Annotated in this window: 17 protein-coding genes and 1 pseudogene; 7 read left to right on the top strand and 11 right to left on the bottom strand. The window is 60.6% G+C overall.

The genetic code is table 11. The features are described from left to right. The first annotated feature begins 112 nt into the window (after nucleotides 1-112). From pip to PMI23_RS00330, 7 genes are all read left to right on the top strand, one after another. Entirely contained in the window at nucleotides 113-1,084 is a 972-nt protein-coding gene (gene pip / locus PMI23_RS00360; protein WP_007909319.1) for a prolyl aminopeptidase, read from the top strand. Then, complete coding sequence (dtd, locus tag PMI23_RS00355; RefSeq protein WP_007909321.1) at nucleotides 1,081-1,518, top strand: D-aminoacyl-tRNA deacylase; 438 nt, start codon at nucleotides 1,081-1,083, stop codon at nucleotides 1,516-1,518. Before pip ends, dtd begins: the two co-directional genes overlap by 4 nt. Nucleotides 1,519-1,792: 274 nt before the next feature. Continuing rightward, nucleotides 1,793-3,604 (top strand): glucan biosynthesis protein G, encoded by a 1,812-nt coding sequence (locus PMI23_RS00350; protein WP_007909332.1) that lies wholly within the window; start codon nucleotides 1,793-1,795, stop codon nucleotides 3,602-3,604. Further along, the gene (gene mdoH, locus PMI23_RS00345) at nucleotides 3,597-6,167 is read left to right on the top strand and encodes a glucans biosynthesis glucosyltransferase MdoH (RefSeq protein WP_007909334.1); all 2,571 of its coding nucleotides are present in this window, start codon (nucleotides 3,597-3,599) and stop codon (nucleotides 6,165-6,167) included. The genes PMI23_RS00350 and mdoH overlap by 8 nt, the downstream gene beginning before the upstream one ends. A 236-nt stretch (nucleotides 6,168-6,403) precedes the next feature. Beyond that, nucleotides 6,404-7,201 carry a transporter substrate-binding domain-containing protein gene (locus tag PMI23_RS00340; RefSeq protein ID WP_007909335.1) on the top strand — a complete coding sequence of 266 codons (798 nt, stop codon included), beginning with the start codon at nucleotides 6,404-6,406 and terminating at the stop codon, nucleotides 7,199-7,201. A 153-nt stretch (nucleotides 7,202-7,354) separates the two neighbouring features. Continuing rightward, entirely contained in the window at nucleotides 7,355-8,314 is a 960-nt protein-coding gene (locus PMI23_RS00335; RefSeq protein ID WP_007909336.1) for an amino acid ABC transporter permease, read from the top strand. After that, on the top strand, nucleotides 8,307-9,041 hold the full coding sequence (locus PMI23_RS00330; protein WP_007909337.1) for an amino acid ABC transporter ATP-binding protein: 735 nt from the start codon (nucleotides 8,307-8,309) through the stop codon (nucleotides 9,039-9,041). Before PMI23_RS00335 ends, PMI23_RS00330 begins: the two co-directional genes overlap by 8 nt. Nucleotides 9,042-9,196: 155 nt before the next feature. Here PMI23_RS00330 and PMI23_RS30230 read toward each other — a convergent pair whose 3' ends face one another. The 11 genes and pseudogenes from PMI23_RS30230 to ubiE all read right to left on the bottom strand — a co-directional run bounded on the left by PMI23_RS30230 (nucleotide 9,197) and on the right by ubiE (nucleotide 17,305). Continuing rightward, nucleotides 9,197-9,910, bottom strand: a complete 714-nt coding sequence (locus PMI23_RS30230; RefSeq protein WP_371850961.1) for a methyl-accepting chemotaxis protein — start codon at nucleotides 9,908-9,910, stop codon at nucleotides 9,197-9,199. A 141-nt stretch (nucleotides 9,911-10,051) separates the two neighbouring features. Further along, nucleotides 10,052-10,996: pseudogene (locus PMI23_RS30225) on the bottom strand (methyl-accepting chemotaxis protein); the annotation flags it as partial. A gap of 238 nt (nucleotides 10,997-11,234) precedes the next feature. Then, the gene (locus PMI23_RS00320) at nucleotides 11,235-11,942 is read right to left on the bottom strand and encodes a 16S rRNA (uracil(1498)-N(3))-methyltransferase (RefSeq protein ID WP_007909339.1); all 708 of its coding nucleotides are present in this window, start codon (nucleotides 11,940-11,942) and stop codon (nucleotides 11,235-11,237) included. Next, the gene (gene tatC / locus PMI23_RS00315; protein ID WP_007909342.1) at nucleotides 11,939-12,730 is read right to left on the bottom strand and encodes a twin-arginine translocase subunit TatC; all 792 of its coding nucleotides are present in this window, start codon (nucleotides 12,728-12,730) and stop codon (nucleotides 11,939-11,941) included. Before tatC ends, PMI23_RS00320 begins: the two co-directional genes overlap by 4 nt. Continuing rightward, entirely contained in the window at nucleotides 12,727-13,185 is a 459-nt protein-coding gene (gene tatB / locus PMI23_RS00310; protein WP_007909351.1) for a Sec-independent protein translocase protein TatB, read from the bottom strand. The genes tatC and tatB overlap by 4 nt, the downstream gene beginning before the upstream one ends. Before the next feature lie 10 nt (nucleotides 13,186-13,195). Further along, entirely contained in the window at nucleotides 13,196-13,477 is a 282-nt protein-coding gene (locus tag PMI23_RS00305) for a twin-arginine translocase TatA/TatE family subunit (RefSeq protein WP_003220847.1), read from the bottom strand. Nucleotides 13,478-13,502: 25 nt separating this feature from the next. After that, the gene (locus PMI23_RS00300; protein WP_007909355.1) at nucleotides 13,503-13,835 is read right to left on the bottom strand and encodes a phosphoribosyl-ATP diphosphatase; all 333 of its coding nucleotides are present in this window, start codon (nucleotides 13,833-13,835) and stop codon (nucleotides 13,503-13,505) included. Next, nucleotides 13,828-14,229, bottom strand: coding sequence for a phosphoribosyl-AMP cyclohydrolase (hisI, locus tag PMI23_RS00295; RefSeq protein WP_007909357.1), 402 nt, complete (start codon nucleotides 14,227-14,229; stop codon nucleotides 13,828-13,830). Before hisI ends, PMI23_RS00300 begins: the two co-directional genes overlap by 8 nt. A gap of 81 nt (nucleotides 14,230-14,310) precedes the next feature. Then, nucleotides 14,311-15,915 (bottom strand): ubiquinone biosynthesis regulatory protein kinase UbiB, encoded by a 1,605-nt coding sequence (ubiB, locus tag PMI23_RS00290; protein WP_007909358.1) that lies wholly within the window; start codon nucleotides 15,913-15,915, stop codon nucleotides 14,311-14,313. Continuing rightward, on the bottom strand, nucleotides 15,912-16,535 hold the full coding sequence (locus tag PMI23_RS00285) for a ubiquinone biosynthesis accessory factor UbiJ (RefSeq protein ID WP_007909360.1): 624 nt from the start codon (nucleotides 16,533-16,535) through the stop codon (nucleotides 15,912-15,914). Before PMI23_RS00285 ends, ubiB begins: the two co-directional genes overlap by 4 nt. Beyond that, entirely contained in the window at nucleotides 16,535-17,305 is a 771-nt protein-coding gene (ubiE, locus tag PMI23_RS00280; protein WP_007909362.1) for a bifunctional demethylmenaquinone methyltransferase/2-methoxy-6-polyprenyl-1,4-benzoquinol methylase UbiE, read from the bottom strand. Before ubiE ends, PMI23_RS00285 begins: the two co-directional genes overlap by 1 nt. Nucleotides 17,306-17,386 lie beyond the last annotated feature (81 nt).

The raw sequence follows: 17,386 nt of genomic DNA, 5'->3' as shown, positions 1-17,386 counted from the left end.
GAACGATCAGGCCCCGGAGCATGCTCATTGACGTAAATCGGGTTTATGATGCCCAACGGCAGAATAATAGAAGTCCCCCCAGGGATGACCTCGACCCCTTACGGAGCGCGCAATGCAGACTTTGTTTCCGCAGATCAAACCTCACGCCCGGCACGATCTGGCTGTCGATGACACCCATACGCTGTACGTCGACGAAAGCGGTTCACCGGAGGGTTTGCCGGTTGTGTTCATTCATGGCGGCCCCGGCGCCGGTTGCGACGCGCAGAGCCGTCGCTATTTCGATCCGAACCTGTATCGCATTGTAACCTTCGACCAGCGCGGTTGCGGGCGCTCCACGCCGCACGCCAGCCTGGAAAACAACACCACCTGTGATCTGGTTGCCGACCTTGAGCGCATCCGCAAACACCTGGGCATCGACAAATGGGTGCTGTTCGGCGGCTCGTGGGGTTCGACCCTGGCGCTGGCCTATGCGCAAACCCACCCTGAGCGTGTTCACGGTCTGATCCTGCGTGGGATCTTTCTCTGCCGTCCGCAGGAAATCGAGTGGTTCTATCAGGCCGGTGCCAGTCGTCTGTTCCCCGATTATTGGCAGGATTACATTGCGCCAATCCCGCTGGACGAGCGCGACGATCTGCTTAGCGCATTCCACAAGCGCCTGACCGGCAACGACCAGATTGCCCAGATGCACGCGGCCAAGGCTTGGTCGACGTGGGAAGGGCGCACCGCGACCCTGCGGCCGAACCCGCTGGTGGTCGATCGCTTCTCCGAGCCGCAGCGCGCGCTGTCGATTGCGCGGATCGAATGCCATTACTTCACCAACAACGCCTTCCTTGAGCCGAACCAGCTGATTCGTGACATGGGCAAGATCGCCCATCTGCCCGGCGTGATCATTCACGGTCGCTATGACGTGATCTGCCCGCTCGACAACGCCTGGGAACTGCATCAAGCCTGGCCGAACAGCGAACTGCAGGTGATCCGTGATGCCGGCCACGCCGCATCCGAACCGGGCATCACCGATGCACTGGTGCGCGCCGCGGGCAATATGGCTCGGCGCCTGCTCGACCTGCCGCCCGAAGAAGCATGAAGGGGCTTTTACAGCGGGTACGCGGTGCGCGGGTTGAAGTCGCGGGTGAGGTAGTCGGGGCGGTCGATCACGGTTTGCTGGTGCTGGTGGCGGTCGAACCCGACGACACGCGTACCAGCGCCGACAAACTTCTGCATAAGCTGCTTAACTATCGGGTATTCAGTGATGCGGAGGGCAAGATGAACTTGTCCCTCGCCGATGTCGGTGGCGGGTTGCTGCTGGTCTCGCAGTTCACCCTTGCGGCCGACACCAAAAGCGGGTTGCGCCCGAGCTTTTCGACAGCCGCGCCACCGGCGTTGGGCGAGGAATTGTTCGACTATCTATTAAGCAGTGCGAAACAGGTGCATGGCACTGTGGCATCAGGTAGATTCGGCGCCGATATGCAGGTGCATTTGGTCAACGATGGCCCGGTTACCTTTTTGTTACAGACCTGAAAGCGCTTGAAACACCTTTTTGGGAAATTTCGACCGTTTTTAGGGTGTTTTCGCGATAAATACTTTGTTACCCCTGATGCGTTGTCATGCGGGCTACTAGATAATCGCGCGCACTGGGATCAGCGTTCGCTGATCCATTTTCACTTAGGTAGAGACTTGTCCGGATCCGATTGGGGAATCATTTTGCCCCAGCGGAGTCGGAACAATGCTCGCCAACCTGGCATATAGATAGCTGGCCGTTGGTTTTTTGATCTGTTTTCGGCGAGGGTTGCTCGTGATTGTTAGTCCCTGTAATGCAGCAAAAATGTCTGCCAAACGCATGCGAAGTGCCCTGGTAGCGGGTTCGGCGCTCCTGTGCCTGCTCAGCGCCGGCCAGCTTTGGGCGTTCAATCTTGACGATGTATCGGCGAAGGCGAAAGAACTGGCCGGGCAGAAGTTCGAAGCCCCGCGCAGCAATCTGCCGAACGAATTCCGCGACATGAAGTTCGCGGACTATCAGAAAATCCGCTTCCTCACCGAAAAGGCTGAGTGGGCTGATCAGAAAACCCCGTTCAAACTGTCCTTCTATCACCAGGGTATGCACTTCGATACACCGGTGAAAATCAACGAAATCACAGCGAACACCGTCGAAGAGATCAAATACGATCCGACGCGCTTCGATTTCGGCGACCTGAAATTCGATCCGAAAGCCACCGAACAACTGGGTTATGCCGGTTTCCGTGTGCTGTACCCGATCAACAAGGCCGACAAGCAAGACGAAATCATGACCATGCTCGGCGCGAGTTACTTCCGCGTTGTCGGCAAGGGCCACACCTACGGCCTCTCGGCGCGTGGTCTGGCGATTGATACCGCGCTGCCGTCGGGCGAAGAATTCCCGCGTTTCCGCGAGTTCTGGATTCAACAGCCGAAGCCGGGCGACAAGCATCTGGTGATCTTCGCCCTGCTGGATTCGCCGCGTGCCACCGGTGCCTACCGTCTGATCCTGCGTCCGGGCAGCGACACCATTGTCGACGTCAAAGCGCAGATGTTCCTGCGTGACAAGGTCGGCAAACTGGGCATCGCGCCACTGACCAGCATGTTCCTGTTCGGCGCCAACCAGCCGTCGAAAGTCCTCAACTACCGTCGTGAACTGCACGACTCCAGCGGTCTGTCGATCCATGCCGGTAACGGCGAGTGGATCTGGCGTCCACTGAACAACCCGAAACACCTGGCCGTGAGCAACTTCAGCATCGAGAACCCGCGTGGTTTCGGTCTGCTGCAACGTGGCCGCGACTTCAGCCACTACGAAGACCTCGACGACCGCTATGACAAGCGCCCAAGCGCCTGGATCGAGCCGAAGGGCGAGTGGGGCAAGGGCACCGTTGATCTGGTAGAAATTCCGACCGCCGACGAAACCAACGACAACATCGTTGCGTTCTGGAGCCCGGAAAAAATGCCGGAGCCGGGTCAGCCGCTGGAATTCGCCTACCGCATGCACTGGACCATGGACGAAGCGGCGATTCATGCGCCGGACAGCGCCTGGGTTTCGCAGACTCTGCGTTCGACCGGTGACGTCAAGCAATCGAACCTGATCCGTCAGCCGGATGGCAGCGTTGCCTACTTGGTCGACTTCGAAGGTCCATCGCTGGCCGCGCTGACCCCGGATGCCGACGTGCGCAGTCAGGTCAGTGTTGGTGACAACGCCGAGCTGGTTGAAAACAGCGTGCGCTACAACCCGGAAACCAAAGGCTGGCGCTTGACCCTGCGCATGAAGATCAAGGACGCGAGCAAGTCGACCGAGATGCGTGCCGCCCTGGTTCAGCCAGTCGTGACTGCTGATCTGGCGAAATCGGTGCCGGCGTCCAACTCGTCCGTTGCCAAGGCCGACAAGGTTGCCGCCAAGCAACAAGAGAAACTCGACAAGGAAGCCAAGGCCGCCGAGGCCAAACAGGCCGACGCCAAGCCAGCTGCAGATGCCAAGGACAAGGCCAACAAAGACGCCAAGCAGCCAGCGGCTGCGGACGCGGCCCCAGCCACACCGGAATCGGCACCGACTGAAGAAGTCCTGACCGAGACCTGGAGCTATCAGTTGCCTGCCGATGAGTAACTCTCAAGTACAGCCAGAGACTCTGTCCGAGTATCTGGCGCATCTGCCGATGACCGACGAGCAGCGCGCGGAACTCGCGGGCTGCCAGTCGTTCAGCGAGCTGCATGAACGCCTGTCGTCTTCAACGTTCGACGCTCCTGCCGAGGCCGCCCAGGCTTCGGTGGGCAAGCGCCTGACCCTGAGCACCGCCGAAGAACTTGAAGACGCGGAGATGCTGGTGCTCGACGCCAGCGGTCGCGTCAGCATGAAGGCGACGCCGCCGATCCGTCGGACCAAGGTCGTGCCGGAGCCGTGGCGCACCAATATTCTGGTGCGTGGCTGGCGCCGTATGACCGGTCGTACCAACCCGCCGCAGCCGCCGAAGGACGAAAACGTCTTGCCGGCCGCGCGCTGGCGCACCGTCGGCTCGATCCGCCGCTACATTCTGTTGCTGCTGATGCTCGGTCAGACCATCGTCGCCGGCTGGTACATGAAAGGCATCATGCCGTACCAGGGCTGGTCGTTCGTCGATCTGGAAGAAGTCCTGCATCAACCGCTGCTGCAAACCGCCACGCAAGTGCTGCCGTATGCGCTGCAAACCAGCATTCTGATTCTGTTCGGGATTCTGTTCTGCTGGGTGTCGGCTGGTTTCTGGACGGCGCTGATGGGCTTCCTCGAGTTGCTCACCGGTCACGATAAATACCGTATCTCCGGCAAAAGCGCCGGCAACGAGCCGATTGCCAAAGACGCGCGTACCGCGCTGGTGATGCCGATCTGCAACGAAGACGTACCGCGTGTATTCGCCGGTTTGCGAGCAACGTTCGAATCGGTTGCTGCCACTGGTGATCTGGACCGCTTTGACTTCTTCGTGCTCAGCGACAGTAATGACACCGACATCTGCGTCGCCGAACAACAGGCCTGGCTGGATGTCTGCCGCGAAGCCAAAGGTTTCGGCAAGATCTTCTACCGTCGCCGTCGCCGTCGTGTGAAGCGCAAGAGCGGCAACCTCGACGACTTCTGCCGTCGTTGGGGCGGTGACTACAAGTACATGGTCGTTCTCGACGCCGACTCGGTGATGAGCGGTGAGTGCCTGACCAGTCTGGTGCGCTTGATGGAAGCCACGCCGGACGCCGGGATCATCCAGACCGCGCCGCGTGCGTCGGGCATGGACACTCTCTATGCGCGTATGCAGCAGTTTGCGACCCGCGTGTACGGCCCGCTGTTTACCGCCGGTCTGCACTTCTGGCAGTTGGGTGAATCCCACTACTGGGGTCACAACGCGATCATCCGCATGAAGCCGTTTATCGACCACTGCGCCTTGGCGCCGTTGCCGGGTAAAGGCGCGTTCTCGGGTGCGATTCTGTCCCACGACTTCGTTGAAGCCGCGTTGATGCGCCGTGCCGGTTGGGGCGTGTGGATTGCCTACGACTTGCCGGGCAGCTACGAAGAACTGCCGCCGAACCTGCTCGACGAACTCAAGCGTGACCGTCGCTGGTGCCACGGCAACCTGATGAACTTCCGTCTGTTCCTGGTCAAAGGCATGCACCCGGTGCACCGCGCGGTGTTCCTCACCGGCGTGATGTCGTACCTGTCGGCGCCGTTGTGGTTCTTCTTCCTGGTGCTGTCGACCGCGCTGCTGGCGGTGAACACGCTGATGGAGCCGCAGTACTTCCTCGAGCCGCGCCAGCTCTATCCGCTGTGGCCACAATGGCACCCGGACAAGGCGATCGCGCTGTTCTCGACGACCATCGTGCTGCTGTTCCTGCCGAAACTGTTGAGCATCATCCTGATCTGGGCCAAGGGCGCGAAAGAGTTCGGCGGCAAGTTCAAGGTGACCCTGTCGATGCTGCTGGAGATGCTGTTCTCCATGCTGCTGGCGCCAGTGCGGATGATTTTCCACACGCGTTTCGTCCTCGCCGCGTTCCTCGGCTGGGCCGCGACCTGGAACTCGCCGCAGCGTGACGACGACTCGACACCATGGAGCGAGGCGGTCAAACGCCACGGTCCGCAGACCCTGCTGGGCTTCTGCTGGGCGCTGCTGGTGATCTGGCTGAACCCGAGCTTCCTCTGGTGGCTGGTGCCGATCGTCGGTTCGCTGATGCTGTCGATCCCGGTGTCGGTGATTTCCAGCCGCGTTGGTCTGGGCCTGAAGTCCCGTGACGAGAGCCTGTTCCTCATTCCTGAGGAATACAATCCGCCACAGGCGCTGCTGGCGACCGACCAGTACACCCACGAAAACCGTTACCACGCCCTCAACGACGGCTTTGTCCGCGCGGTGGTCGATCCGCAGCAGAACGCTTTGGCGTGTTCGCTGGCGACCTCGCGTCACGGTCAGGCTGAACCGATCGAGTGGCTGCGTCAGGAACGTGTGCGTCACGCGATCAAGGTCGGCCCGGCCGGGCTGAACAACCATGATCGTCTGCAACTGCTGAGCGACCCTGTTGCCCTGGCCCGTTTGCACGAACAGGTCTGGGCGGAAGGTCACGCCGAGTGGCTGGATGCCTGGCGCGCTTCGGTGAAAGCCGATCCGCATGCGCCGTTGTTGCCGTTGCAACCGGTGAACATGCAGGTTCAGCCAGCCTGATAAAAAGATCGCAGCCTCCGGCAGCTCCTACAGGTGTTCACATAATCCTGTAGGAGCTGCCGGAGGCTGCGATCTTTTGCTTTTTAATCCCTCCCCGTAACAACAATCCCCGGCAAAAAACCTTGTGCAAACGAACGAGTGCGTTAGCATCCGTCCCCGAATTGGCGCACCCGGGCTTTTTTGCCCGTCACTGTTGGTTTTCGCGCCGCACACGCAATGGTTTTGGGGACTTGAAGATGAAGAAGTATCTGTCGATGCTGCTGGTCGGCGTCACGGCACTGGTTGCAGTCAATGCGGCGCAGGCTGGCGCAATCGATGACGCGGTCAAGCGCGGCACGTTGAAAGTCGGTATGGATCCGACCTACATGCCGTTCGAAATGACTAACAAGCGCGGCGAAATCATCGGTTTCGAAGTCGACATCCTCAAAGCCATGTCCAAGGCCATGGGCGTCAAACTGGAGCTGGTTTCGACCGGTTACGACGGCATCATCCCGGCGCTGATGACCGACAAGTTCGACATGATCGGCAGCGGCATGACCTTGACTCAGGAGCGCAACCTGCGCCTGAATTTCAGCGAACCGTTCATCGTGGTCGGCCAGACCCTGCTGATCCGCAAGGAGCTGGAAGGCACTATCAAGTCGTACAAAGACCTGAACACCGCCGACTACCGCATCACCTCCAAGCTCGGCACCACCGGCGAAATGGTCGCCAAGAAGCTCATCTCCAAGGCCAAGTACCACGGCTACGACAATGAGCAGGAAGCGGTGCTCGACGTGGTCAACGGCAAGGCTGATGCCTTCATCTATGACGCGCCGTACAACGTCGTCGCGGTGACCAAGGTTGGTGCCGGCAAACTGGTGTTCCTCGACAAGCCGTTCACCTACGAGCCTTTGGCCTTCGGACTGAAGAAGGGTGATTACGACAGCATCAATTTCATCAACAACTTCCTGCACCAGATCCACGAAGACGGCACCTACGATCGCATCCATGACAAGTGGTTCAAGAGCACCGAGTGGCTCAAGGACATGGAATAACGCGCATCCGCTGATCGTTTCCACGTCGAGGCGTCGAACCGTCCGCGTGGGAGCGCATCCTGTGACGCTCCGCGTCACGAACAGGCAGGGACGCAGAGCGTCCCGAGCGGCATTCCCACGCAGAGCGTGGGAACGATCATCCGAGAACCTGCAATGAAACAGAAAAAAGCCCAATGGCCCTGGCACGTACTCACCGTGCTGGTGCTGGTCGGCCTGGCGGGCGCGTTGTATTACGCGACGTCGCTGATGTCCTACGAATGGCGCTGGAACCGCGTGCCGCAGTACTTCGCCTATCAGGCCGAAGAAACCCAGCGTGCCACTGACATTTCCACCGTCACCGAACTCGTGCGCAAGGGCAGCAGCGCGCAAGTCACCCTGCGCAATGACGCTGGTGACGAGCAGCACCTGACCGTCGACGAGAACAGCCTGCAATTCGCTCAGGGCGACGATGTGGCCGAAGGCGACGTCGTGGGCGTGACCCGGCATTGGGCGGCAGGACCGCTGCTGTGGGGGGTGTGGACGACACTTTGGCTGTCGGTGGTCTCCGGCATTCTCGGTTTGCTGATCGGTCTGGTCACCGGCCTCTGCCGTCTGTCCAGCAACCCGACCCTGCGCGACCTCTCGACCATTTACGTCGAACTGGTACGCGGCACGCCGCTGCTGGTACAGATTTTCATTTTCTACTTCTTCATCGGCACGGTGATGAACCTGTCCCGCGAATTCGCCGGGATCGCCGCGCTGTCGCTGTTCACCGGTGCCTACGTGGCGGAGATCATCCGTTCCGGCGTGCAATCGATTGCCCGTGGCCAGAACGAAGCGGCGCGTTCGCTTGGTCTGAGTGCCGGTCAATCGATGCGTCACGTTGTGCTGCCGCAAGCATTCAAACGCGTGCTGCCGCCGCTGGCCGGGCAGTTCATCAGTCTGGTCAAGGACACCTCGCTGGTGTCGGTGATTGCCATCACCGAGCTGCTGAAAAGCGGCCGTGAAGTCATCACCACCTCGTTCTCGCCGTTCGAGATTCTGTTCTGCGTCGCCGGTCTGTACCTGTTGATCAACCTGCCGCTGTCGAAAATCGCCAGCCGGCTTGAGCGGAGGCTCGCGCAAAGTGATTGAAGTCCGCGATCTGGTAAAAGTCTTCGACACCCGTGGCCAGGTGGTGCGCGCGGTGGATAACGTCAGCACCACGGTGGCCAAGGGCGAAGTGCTGGTGGTGATCGGTCCGTCGGGTTCCGGCAAGTCGACCTTCCTGCGTTGCCTCAATGGCCTGGAAGAGTTCGATTCCGGCTCGGTGAGCATCGACGGCCTGCAACTGGCCGACCCGAAAACCGACGTCAACGCCTACCGCCGCGAAGTCGGCATGGTCTTTCAGCATTTCAACCTGTTCCCGCACATGACCGTGCTGGAAAACCTCTGTCTGGCGCAGAAAGTCGTGCGCAAGCGCGGCAAGAAAGAGCGCGAAGCCAAGGCTATGGAGTTGCTGAAAAAGGTCGGGATTGCACAGAAGGCCAACGAGTTTCCGTCACGTCTGTCCGGCGGTCAGCAACAGCGCGTGGCGATCGCCCGGGCGCTGGCGATGGAGCCGAAGGTGATGTTGTTCGATGAGCCGACCTCAGCCCTCGACCCGGAGATGGTCGGTGAGGTGCTGGACGTGATGAAGAACCTGGCCGTGGAAGGCATGACCATGGTTTGCGTGACCCACGAAATGGGCTTTGCCCGGGAAGTGGCGGATCGGGTGTTGTTCTTCGATCACGGCAAGCTGTTGGAAGATGCCGCGCCTGCCGAATTCTTTGATACACCGAAGGATCCGCGTGCGCAGGCCTTCCTGCGTCAGGTTCTGTAACTGCGGCGTTCTCTCGGCCGCCATCGCTGGCAAGCCAGCTCCCACAGGGTTTGTAGTCGATCACAAAGTTTGTGTTCAACCCATTCACTGTGGGAGCTGGCTTGCCAGCGATAGCATCACCTCGGTTCAGAGCGAACCGAGGTGGATGAATCACCTCAAACCTTGAAGCGCCCCACCAGCATCTGCAAGTGAGTACCCAGGCGCGCCAGCTCAACGCTGGACGCCGCGGTCTCTTCACTCGCCGCCGACGTCTGATCCGACACATCCCGCACATTCAGCACGCTACGGTTGATCTCTTCCGCCACCGCGCTCTGCTGCTCGGCCGCTGCGGCAATCTGCTGGTTCATCGCCTGAATCGCCGAAACCGTGCGGGTGATGCTTTCCAGCGACCCGCCCGCGCGACGGGTCAGCTCAACGCTGCTGTCGGTCAGGGTACGGCTGTTGTCCATGATCGTTGCCACTTGCTGGGTGCCGTTCTGCAGGCCGACGATCAGCTCTTCGATTTCTTCGGTGGACTTCTGCGTGCGCTGCGCGAGGCTGCGCACTTCATCGGCCACCACGGCAAACCCACGCCCGGCTTCACCGGCACGCGCCGCCTCGATGGCCGCGTTGAGGGCCAGCAGGTTGGTTTGCTGGGCTACCGACTTGATCACGTCGAGGACGCTGCCGATCTTGTCGCTTTCGCGCTTGAGTTCACCCATGGCTTCGGTGGAATGACCAACCTCAACCGCCAGACGCTCGATCTGCGCGATCGCTTCGCCGACGACCTTGTCCCCTTCGCGGGCCTGCTGGTCAGCGGCGACGGCGGCTTCGGAGGCTTCCTCGGCGTTACGCGCGACTTCCTGCACGGTGGCGGCCATTTCATTCATGGCGGTGGCGACCTGATCGGTCTCGATTTTCTGATTATTGACCCCGGCGCTGGTTTGCTCGGTCACCGCTGAGAGTTCTTCGGCAGCGCTGGCAATCTGAGTGACGCCATCGCTGATGCCGCCCACCAGTTCACGCAGGCCTTGGGTCATGCTCTGCATCGAGCGTTGCAGTTGGCCGAGTTCGTCGCGACGCAGGGAAACGAGGTTGTGGGTCAGGTCGCCGGCGGCCACGCGCTCGGCGACTTTCAGGGTCTGGTTCAGCGGAATGATGATCTGCCGGGTGATCGCCCAGGCGGCCAGCAGGCCGAATGCGACGGCCAGTGCGGTGGCGATCAGCAGCAGGTTTTTGGCACGTGCGGCGTCAGTGTCCCGAACCACGGTCTGCGATTCAGTCAGTTTCTTGCTGACGGCGATCAAAATGTCGCCCTGAGCAGACATGTTGGCCAGTGCTGCAGCGTTTTTTACTTGAGAATCACGAAATTGCGCAACGGCTGCACGGTAAGCCTTGAGCGAGTCGGTGGCTTGCTGCAGGTTGGCGATATGCTGGTCTGGGACGCGGGACGGCAGGCTTTCGAGGTTTTTCAGGGCATTGTCGATCGCGGTCAGGGCGGGTTGCTCGGCATCGGCCTTGCCGCTGTAGGTGTAACCGCGCACCTGATATCGCGCTTGCTGCAGCAGTTTGCTCAGTTCGATCACCGCGTTGTATTGCGCGACGCTGTCGCCTTGTAGCAGCGCGCTCTCGACCTCGCCGACCTTGGCCACGGCATTGTCGGCATTGGCGCCTAGTTTGCTGCGTGCGTCTTCACGCTGCACGGTGGCTTGGGTCATTTCGCCGAAGGCACGTTTGTATTCGGCCACGGCAGCCAATTGTTGATCGACCATCGCCACATCGGACGGCTGCTCGATCATGCCGCGTGCCGATTGCAGACCGCTTTCGAGTTTGCTGAGGAATTCGTTGACGGTGCCCGGTCCCTGTTCGCCGCGCCGCATGTCGTAGTCCATGCGCGCCAGGCGCAGGTCCTTGGTCAGCTCGTTGAGACTGGAGATAAAGCCGAGTTTGTCACCGCGGCTGATAATGCCGCTCATGCCGGTCCAGCCGGTGAAGGTGATCAACAGTGTCAGCAACAGCACCAGGCCGAAACCGATGCCCAGCTTGCGTTTGACGCTGACGTTTCCAAGACTCTCGGCTAACCAACGGTACATGCGACCACTCCCTTCGGACCACTAATTGGACTTATGGAGAAGGTATCGGCCGAATGATGGCAATCTGTAACACCATTTATCCACCGGACCCGCACGGTATCAATGTAGGAGCTGTGTTTGGTTAGAAGAGACGGGCGAGCAGGGCGGTGACGGCGGTTTCGACGCGCAGGATGCGCTCGCCGAGTTGCACCGGTTGCAGGCCGGACTTGGCCAGCAGATCGATTTCGTAGGGGATCCAGCCGCCTTCAGGGCCGATGGCCAGCGTCACTGGTTCGCTGAGCGCGCGCGGGCACGGTGGGTAGTTGCCGGGATGGCCGACCAGCCCGAGGGTGCCTTCGGTAATCGCCGGCAGCCGGTCTTCAACGAATGGCTTGAAGCGCTTCTCGATGATGATTTCCGGCAGCACGGTGTCGCGGGCTTGTTCGAGGCCGAGGATCAAATTTTCGCGAATCGCTTCCGGCTCAAGAAACGGCGTCTGCCAGAAACTCTTCTCGACCCGGTAGCTGTTGACCAGGATCACCTTCGACACGCCCATGGTCGCCACGGTCTGAAACACCCGGCGGAGCATCTTCGGGCGCGGAAGGGCCAGCACCAGCGTCAGTGGCAGCTTGGCCGGTGGCGGCTGATCGAGGCTGACACGCAGCTCCGCTTCACCCGGTTCCAGACGCAGCAGTTCAGCCGAACCCATCAGCCCGTTGATGCGCCCGACGCGCAGGCTGTCACCGACTTCCGAACGATGAACTTCCTGCATGTGTGTCAAGCGGCGATCACGCAGCACCACGCGGTCGGCCGCAATGAAATCGGCCTCTTCGAGCAACAGCAGGTTCATGCCTGGGTCGCTGGTGGCTGGTCGTTGTGGTCGTCGGCCGGGTTCTCGTCCGGGCGTTCGCGCTTGCTGATCAGGCCACCGAACAGAATGCCGATTTCAAACAGCATCCACATCGGCACGGCCAGCAGGGTTTGCGAGAAGATGTCCGGCGGCGTCAGGATCATGCCGACCACGAAGCAGCCGATGATCACGTACGGGCGGATTTTCTTCAGGTAGGCGACGTCGACTACACCGATCCACACCAGCAGCACCACGGCCACCGGAATCTCGAACGCCACGCCGAAGGCGAAGAACAGCGTCATGACGAAATCGAGGTAACTGGCGATGTCGGTCATCATTTCCACGCCGGCCGGGGTGGCCGCAGCGAAGAATTTGAAGATCAGCGGGAACACGAAGTAATAGGCGAACGCCATGCCGGTATAGAACAGCAGAATGCTCGACACCAGCAGCGGCACCGCGATGCGTTTCTCATGCTTGTACAGGCCCGGCGCGATAAAGCCCCAGATCTGATGCAGGATCACCGGGATCGCGAGAAACAGCGAGACCATCATCGTCAGCTTCAGCGGCGTCAGGAACGGCGACGACACATCGGTGGCGATCATCGTCGCGCCGACCGGCAGGTATTGGCGCAGCGGCGTCGAGACGAAGGTGTAGATCTGCTGGGTGAACGCAAACAGCCCGGCGAAGATGATGAAGATCGCCGCCACACAACGCAGCAGGCGGGTGCGCAACTCGGTGAGGTGCGAAACCAGCGGCATGTGCTGGTCGTTTTCGGGGAGATCGCTCATGGGGCTCGCGGCGGCAGAGTAGGGTCGTGAGGCGCTGGTGTGATCGGCGCGGCGTTTGGCGCAACGTGTTCAACCGAGGTTTCTACGGCTGCCGGTTCTGTCGGCGCTACAACGGCAGCAGGTGCAGGTGTCGGAGCAGGCGCGACGGGTGCAGTCGGCGCATGAATCGTCTGCTGACCCACATGCTCAACCGGCGTCGGCTCCTGCTGAACCGGCGAGAAAATCTTCCGCGCCTCCTGCTCCAGCGACAGAATGTGCTCGTTGTGCAGTTGCCGACGAATCTCGTCGGCACCGATTTCACGTTCAACTTCCTGTTTGATCGCGTTGAAGCTGCGCTTCAGCCGACCGACCCACAGGCCGGCGGTGCGTGCAGCGCCCGGCAGACGCTCGGGGCCCAGCACCAGCAGGGCGACGAGGCCGACGAGCAGCAGTTCAGAGAAGCTGATACCAAACATTAGTCAGTGCTCACACGTCTTTGCGGATCGGCTCTTCGACTTTCTGCGCCTGCACATCGATGGTGTGCGGCGGGTTGGCCTGAGCGGTGGCTTGCGGCTGCACCGGTGGCACTGGCTGCGCAGGTGTCACGGTTGGATCGGCAGCCGGTTTTTCATCGTCGTTCATGGCTTTGCGGAAGCCCTTGATCGACTCGCCAACGTCGGTGCCGAGGTTTTTCAGTTTCTTGGTGCCGAACACCAGCACCACGACAACCAGAATGACGATCCAGTGTTTCCAGTCAAAAATGCCCATGTTGCTGTTCCTCTCTAAAAGTTGTTCAGGCGGACGGACGCGAGGCTTTCTCGACGTGTCCGGACAGGCCGAAGCGACGGTCCAGTTCATCCAGCACGGCCTGCGGATGCTGCCCCAGTTGGGCGAGCATGACCATGCTGTGGAACCACAGGTCGGCGGTCTCGTAGATCACGTCGCTGCAGTCGCCACTGATCGCGGCGTCCTTGGCGGCAATAATGGTTTCGACCGACTCTTCGCCGACTTTCTCCAGAATCTTGTTCAAACCCTTGTGATACAGACTGGCCACATAGGAGCTGTCGGCGGCTGCGCCTTTGCGCTCTTCGAGCACTTCGGCCAGGCGGGTCAGGGTGTCACTCATGTTTGTGTCCTGCGGAATAGATAGCGTGCGGGTCTTTCAGGACCGGGTCGACGGTTTTCCAGTCGCCGTTCTCGAAGACACGGTAAAAGCAGCTTTGACGGCCGGTATGGCAAGCGATGTCGCCGATCTGTTCAACCATCAGGATGATCACGTCGGCGTCACAGTCCAGACGCATCTCATGCAGCGTCTGCACATGCCCTGACTCCTCGCCCTTGCGCCACAGCTTGCCACGGGAACGTGACCAGTAGATTGCACGGTTTTCCGCGGCGGTCAGTTCCAGCGCTTCGCGGTTCATCCAAGCCATCATCAGCACGCGTCCGGTCTTGTGATCCTGGGCAATCGCCGGCACCAGGCCATCAGCGTCCCACTTGATCTCGTCCAGCCAGTTTTTCATCTTCGACTCCGACAGCGAACCCCACACTTCAATAGTCGGGTTCAGGCATTGAAACAGTGTGCCAGCCGATCACGAAACTGGCTATCGGCGAACGACCAGATACAAGCCGACTGCCACCATGATTCCCGCAGGCCAATGCCCCAACTCGTTAAGCGGGCCACCGATAGCGAGGATCACCCCGCCGGCCAGATGCGCGCAACCGAGCAAGCGCAGGAACCAGTCGTCCTTGCGTTTATGCCATGGCGGCGGTGGATCGTAGGCGTGCGGTTGCGACATGCGTTCGAGCAGGTCGCGGGCCATGTTGGCCAGATGCGGCAGTTGTTCGAACTGGCTCTGCACGTTGCCCAGCAAGGCTTTGGGGCTGACGCGCTCGCGCATCCAGCGTTCGAGGAATGGCTGCGCGGTGTTCCACAGATCCAGATCCGGATACAACTGACGGCCGAGGCCTTCGATGTTCAGCAGGGTCTTTTGCAGCAGCACCAGTTGCGGTTGCACTTCCATGTTGAAGCGCCGCGCGGTCTGGAACAGACGCATGAGCACCTGGCCAAATGAAATATCTTTTAACGGTTTTTCGAAGATCGGTTCGCACACGGTGCGGATCGCCGCTTCGAATTCGTTGAGTTTGGTTTCCGCCGGCACCCAGCCCGAATCGATGTGCAGTTGCGCCACACGACGGTAGTCACGCTTGAAGAAGGCGAACAGGTTGCGCGCCAGATAGTCCTGGTCTTCCGGGGTCAGGCTGCCGACGATGCCGCAGTCGATCGCGATGTACTGCGGGCTCCACGGGTTGACGGTGCTGACGAAGATGTTGCCCGGGTGCATGTCGGCGTGGAAGAAACTGTCGCGGAACACTTGGGTGAAGAAAATCTCCACACCGCGTTCGGCGAGCATTTTCATGTCGGTGCGCTGATCGGCGAGGGTCGCCAGATCGGTGACCTGAATGCCGTAGATGCGCTCCATCACCAGCACTTTCGGCCGGCACCAGTCCCAATACACTTGCGGTACATAGAGCAGCGGCGAACCTTCGAAGTTGCGCTTCAACTGGCTGGCGTTGGCCGCCTCGCGCAGCAGGTCGAGTTCGTCGTAGATGGTTTTTTCGTAGTCCTGGACCACGTCGACCGGGTGCAGCAGACGCGCGTCGGCCGAGAGTTTTTCGGCGGCGCGGGCGAGGATGAACAGCCACGCCAGATCCTGCGCGATGATCGGCTTCAGGCCCGGGCGGATCACCTTGACCACGACTTCTTCGCCGGTTTTCAGCTGCGCGGCATGCACCTGCGCAACCGAGGCTGAGGCCAGCGGCTCGACGTCGAAACGGCTGAACACGTCGCTGATTTTCTTGCCCAGTTGCTCTTCGATCAGCTTGATCGACAGTTGCGAGTCAAACGGCGGCACGCGGTCCTGCAGCAGCATCAGCTCATCGGCGATGTCTTCCGGCAGCAGGTCGCGGCGGGTCGAGAGAATCTGCCCGAACTTGATGAAAATCGGCCCGAGATCCTGCAACGCCAGACGCAGACGCGCGCCACGGCTCAGGTCCAGCGGCTTGCGCGGGAACCAGCGCCACGGCAGCACATAGCGCAGCGCCAGGAGGAACCAGGGCAGCGGCAGATCGAACAGCAGGTCATCGAGGCGGTAGCGGATCACGACAGACTGGATGCGCAACAGACGGCGGACGGCGAGCAGCTTCATGCGTTATCGCTTGGGTCGAGGGATCGGGAAAGGCGCTCGAAACGCGCCTCGAGACGTTCCAGATCAAGTTTGATCCGGTCCAGTTCGCTGAACCGCGCTTCGGCTTCGCGCTGCCCGACTAGGGTGCGCGATTCTTCGGCGAGGTATTCGGCGAGGTTCTGGTTGAGGCTGGCAAATCCTTGTTGATACCAGCGCGCGCGGCTGCGCAGATGGCCACCGACCAGTTGCGTGGCGACCGGGCCGAGCCAGCGCGAGAGTTCGTACTCCCAGTCCAGCTCAAGGTCTTGCAGGACACCGGCCAGCTCCAGCAGCACGCCGCTGTCGCCATCGAGCTCGACTTCCGGGGCGTGCAACACCGCGGTCTTGTCTTTGCTCACGGCCAGTTTGATCAGGCTGGAGGCCGGCGCGCGCAGGGTGCAGTCGACACCGGTTTCCCAGTGCGAGGCCAGCATCAAACCTTCGTCGCTCGGCAGAATGAACAGTTGCAGCGCCGGGCTGCGGCAGTCGACGGCAATCACCTTGCCGGTCAAATGCGCCAGCCGCGGCAGCGCCGTGCTGTCGAGACGCAGCACCCGGTTGAGGCCGAGTTCAACGCTGGCGAGCAGCCCGGTGAGCAACATCAGGGCTTGATGCCGCGGTGCAGGGCGACGATGCCTGCGGTCATGTTGTGATAGGTCACGCGGTCGAAACCGGCGTCGACCATCATCGACTTCAGGGTTTCCTGATTCGGGTGCATGCGGATCGATTCGGCCAGGTAGCGATAGCTTTCCGAGTCGTTGGTGATCAGCTTGCCCATCAGTGGCATGAAGGCGAACGAATAGGCGTCGTAGGCTTTCGACATCAGCGCATTGGTCGGCTTGGAGAACTCCAGCACCAGCAGACGACCGCCCGGCTTGAGTACGCGCAGCATCGAGCGCAGGGCGTCTTCTTTGTGCGTCACGTTGCGCAGGCCGAAGGCGATGGTCACACAGTCGAAATGATTGTCCGGGAACGGCAGTTTTTCCGCGTCCGCCTGAACGAATTCGACGTTGCCGGCGACACCCAGATCGAGCAGGCGGTCACGACCGACCTTGAGCATCGATTCGTTGATATCGGCCAACACCACTTGACCGGTCGGGCCGACCAGGTGCGAGAACTTTTTGGTCAGGTCACCGGTACCGCCGGCGATGTCCAGCACGCGGTTACCGCTGCGCACGCCCGACAGTTCGATCGCGAAACGCTTCCACAGACGGTGCATGCCGCCCGACAGAAGGTCGTTCATCAGGTCGTACTTGGCGGCTACCGAGTGGAAAACCTCAGCGACTTTTTCCGCTTTCTGGCTTTCCGGAACGTTTTTGAAGCCGAAGTGAGTGGTGGGTTCGGCATCGCTGCCTTTGCGCTGATCATTCATATCGCTGTCACCAAAAGAGAATGCGCGACATTCTAATCCCCAAGCCATGCTTTGTCTTGGAATGGCTAAAGGTAAGATGGG

It is taken from the genome of Pseudomonas sp. GM24 (assembly GCF_000282235.1).
Lineage (GTDB): Bacteria > Pseudomonadota > Gammaproteobacteria > Pseudomonadales > Pseudomonadaceae > Aquipseudomonas.
The sequence above is the reverse complement of the archived record's forward strand: the minus strand, read 5'-3'. Positions and strand labels throughout refer to the sequence as shown.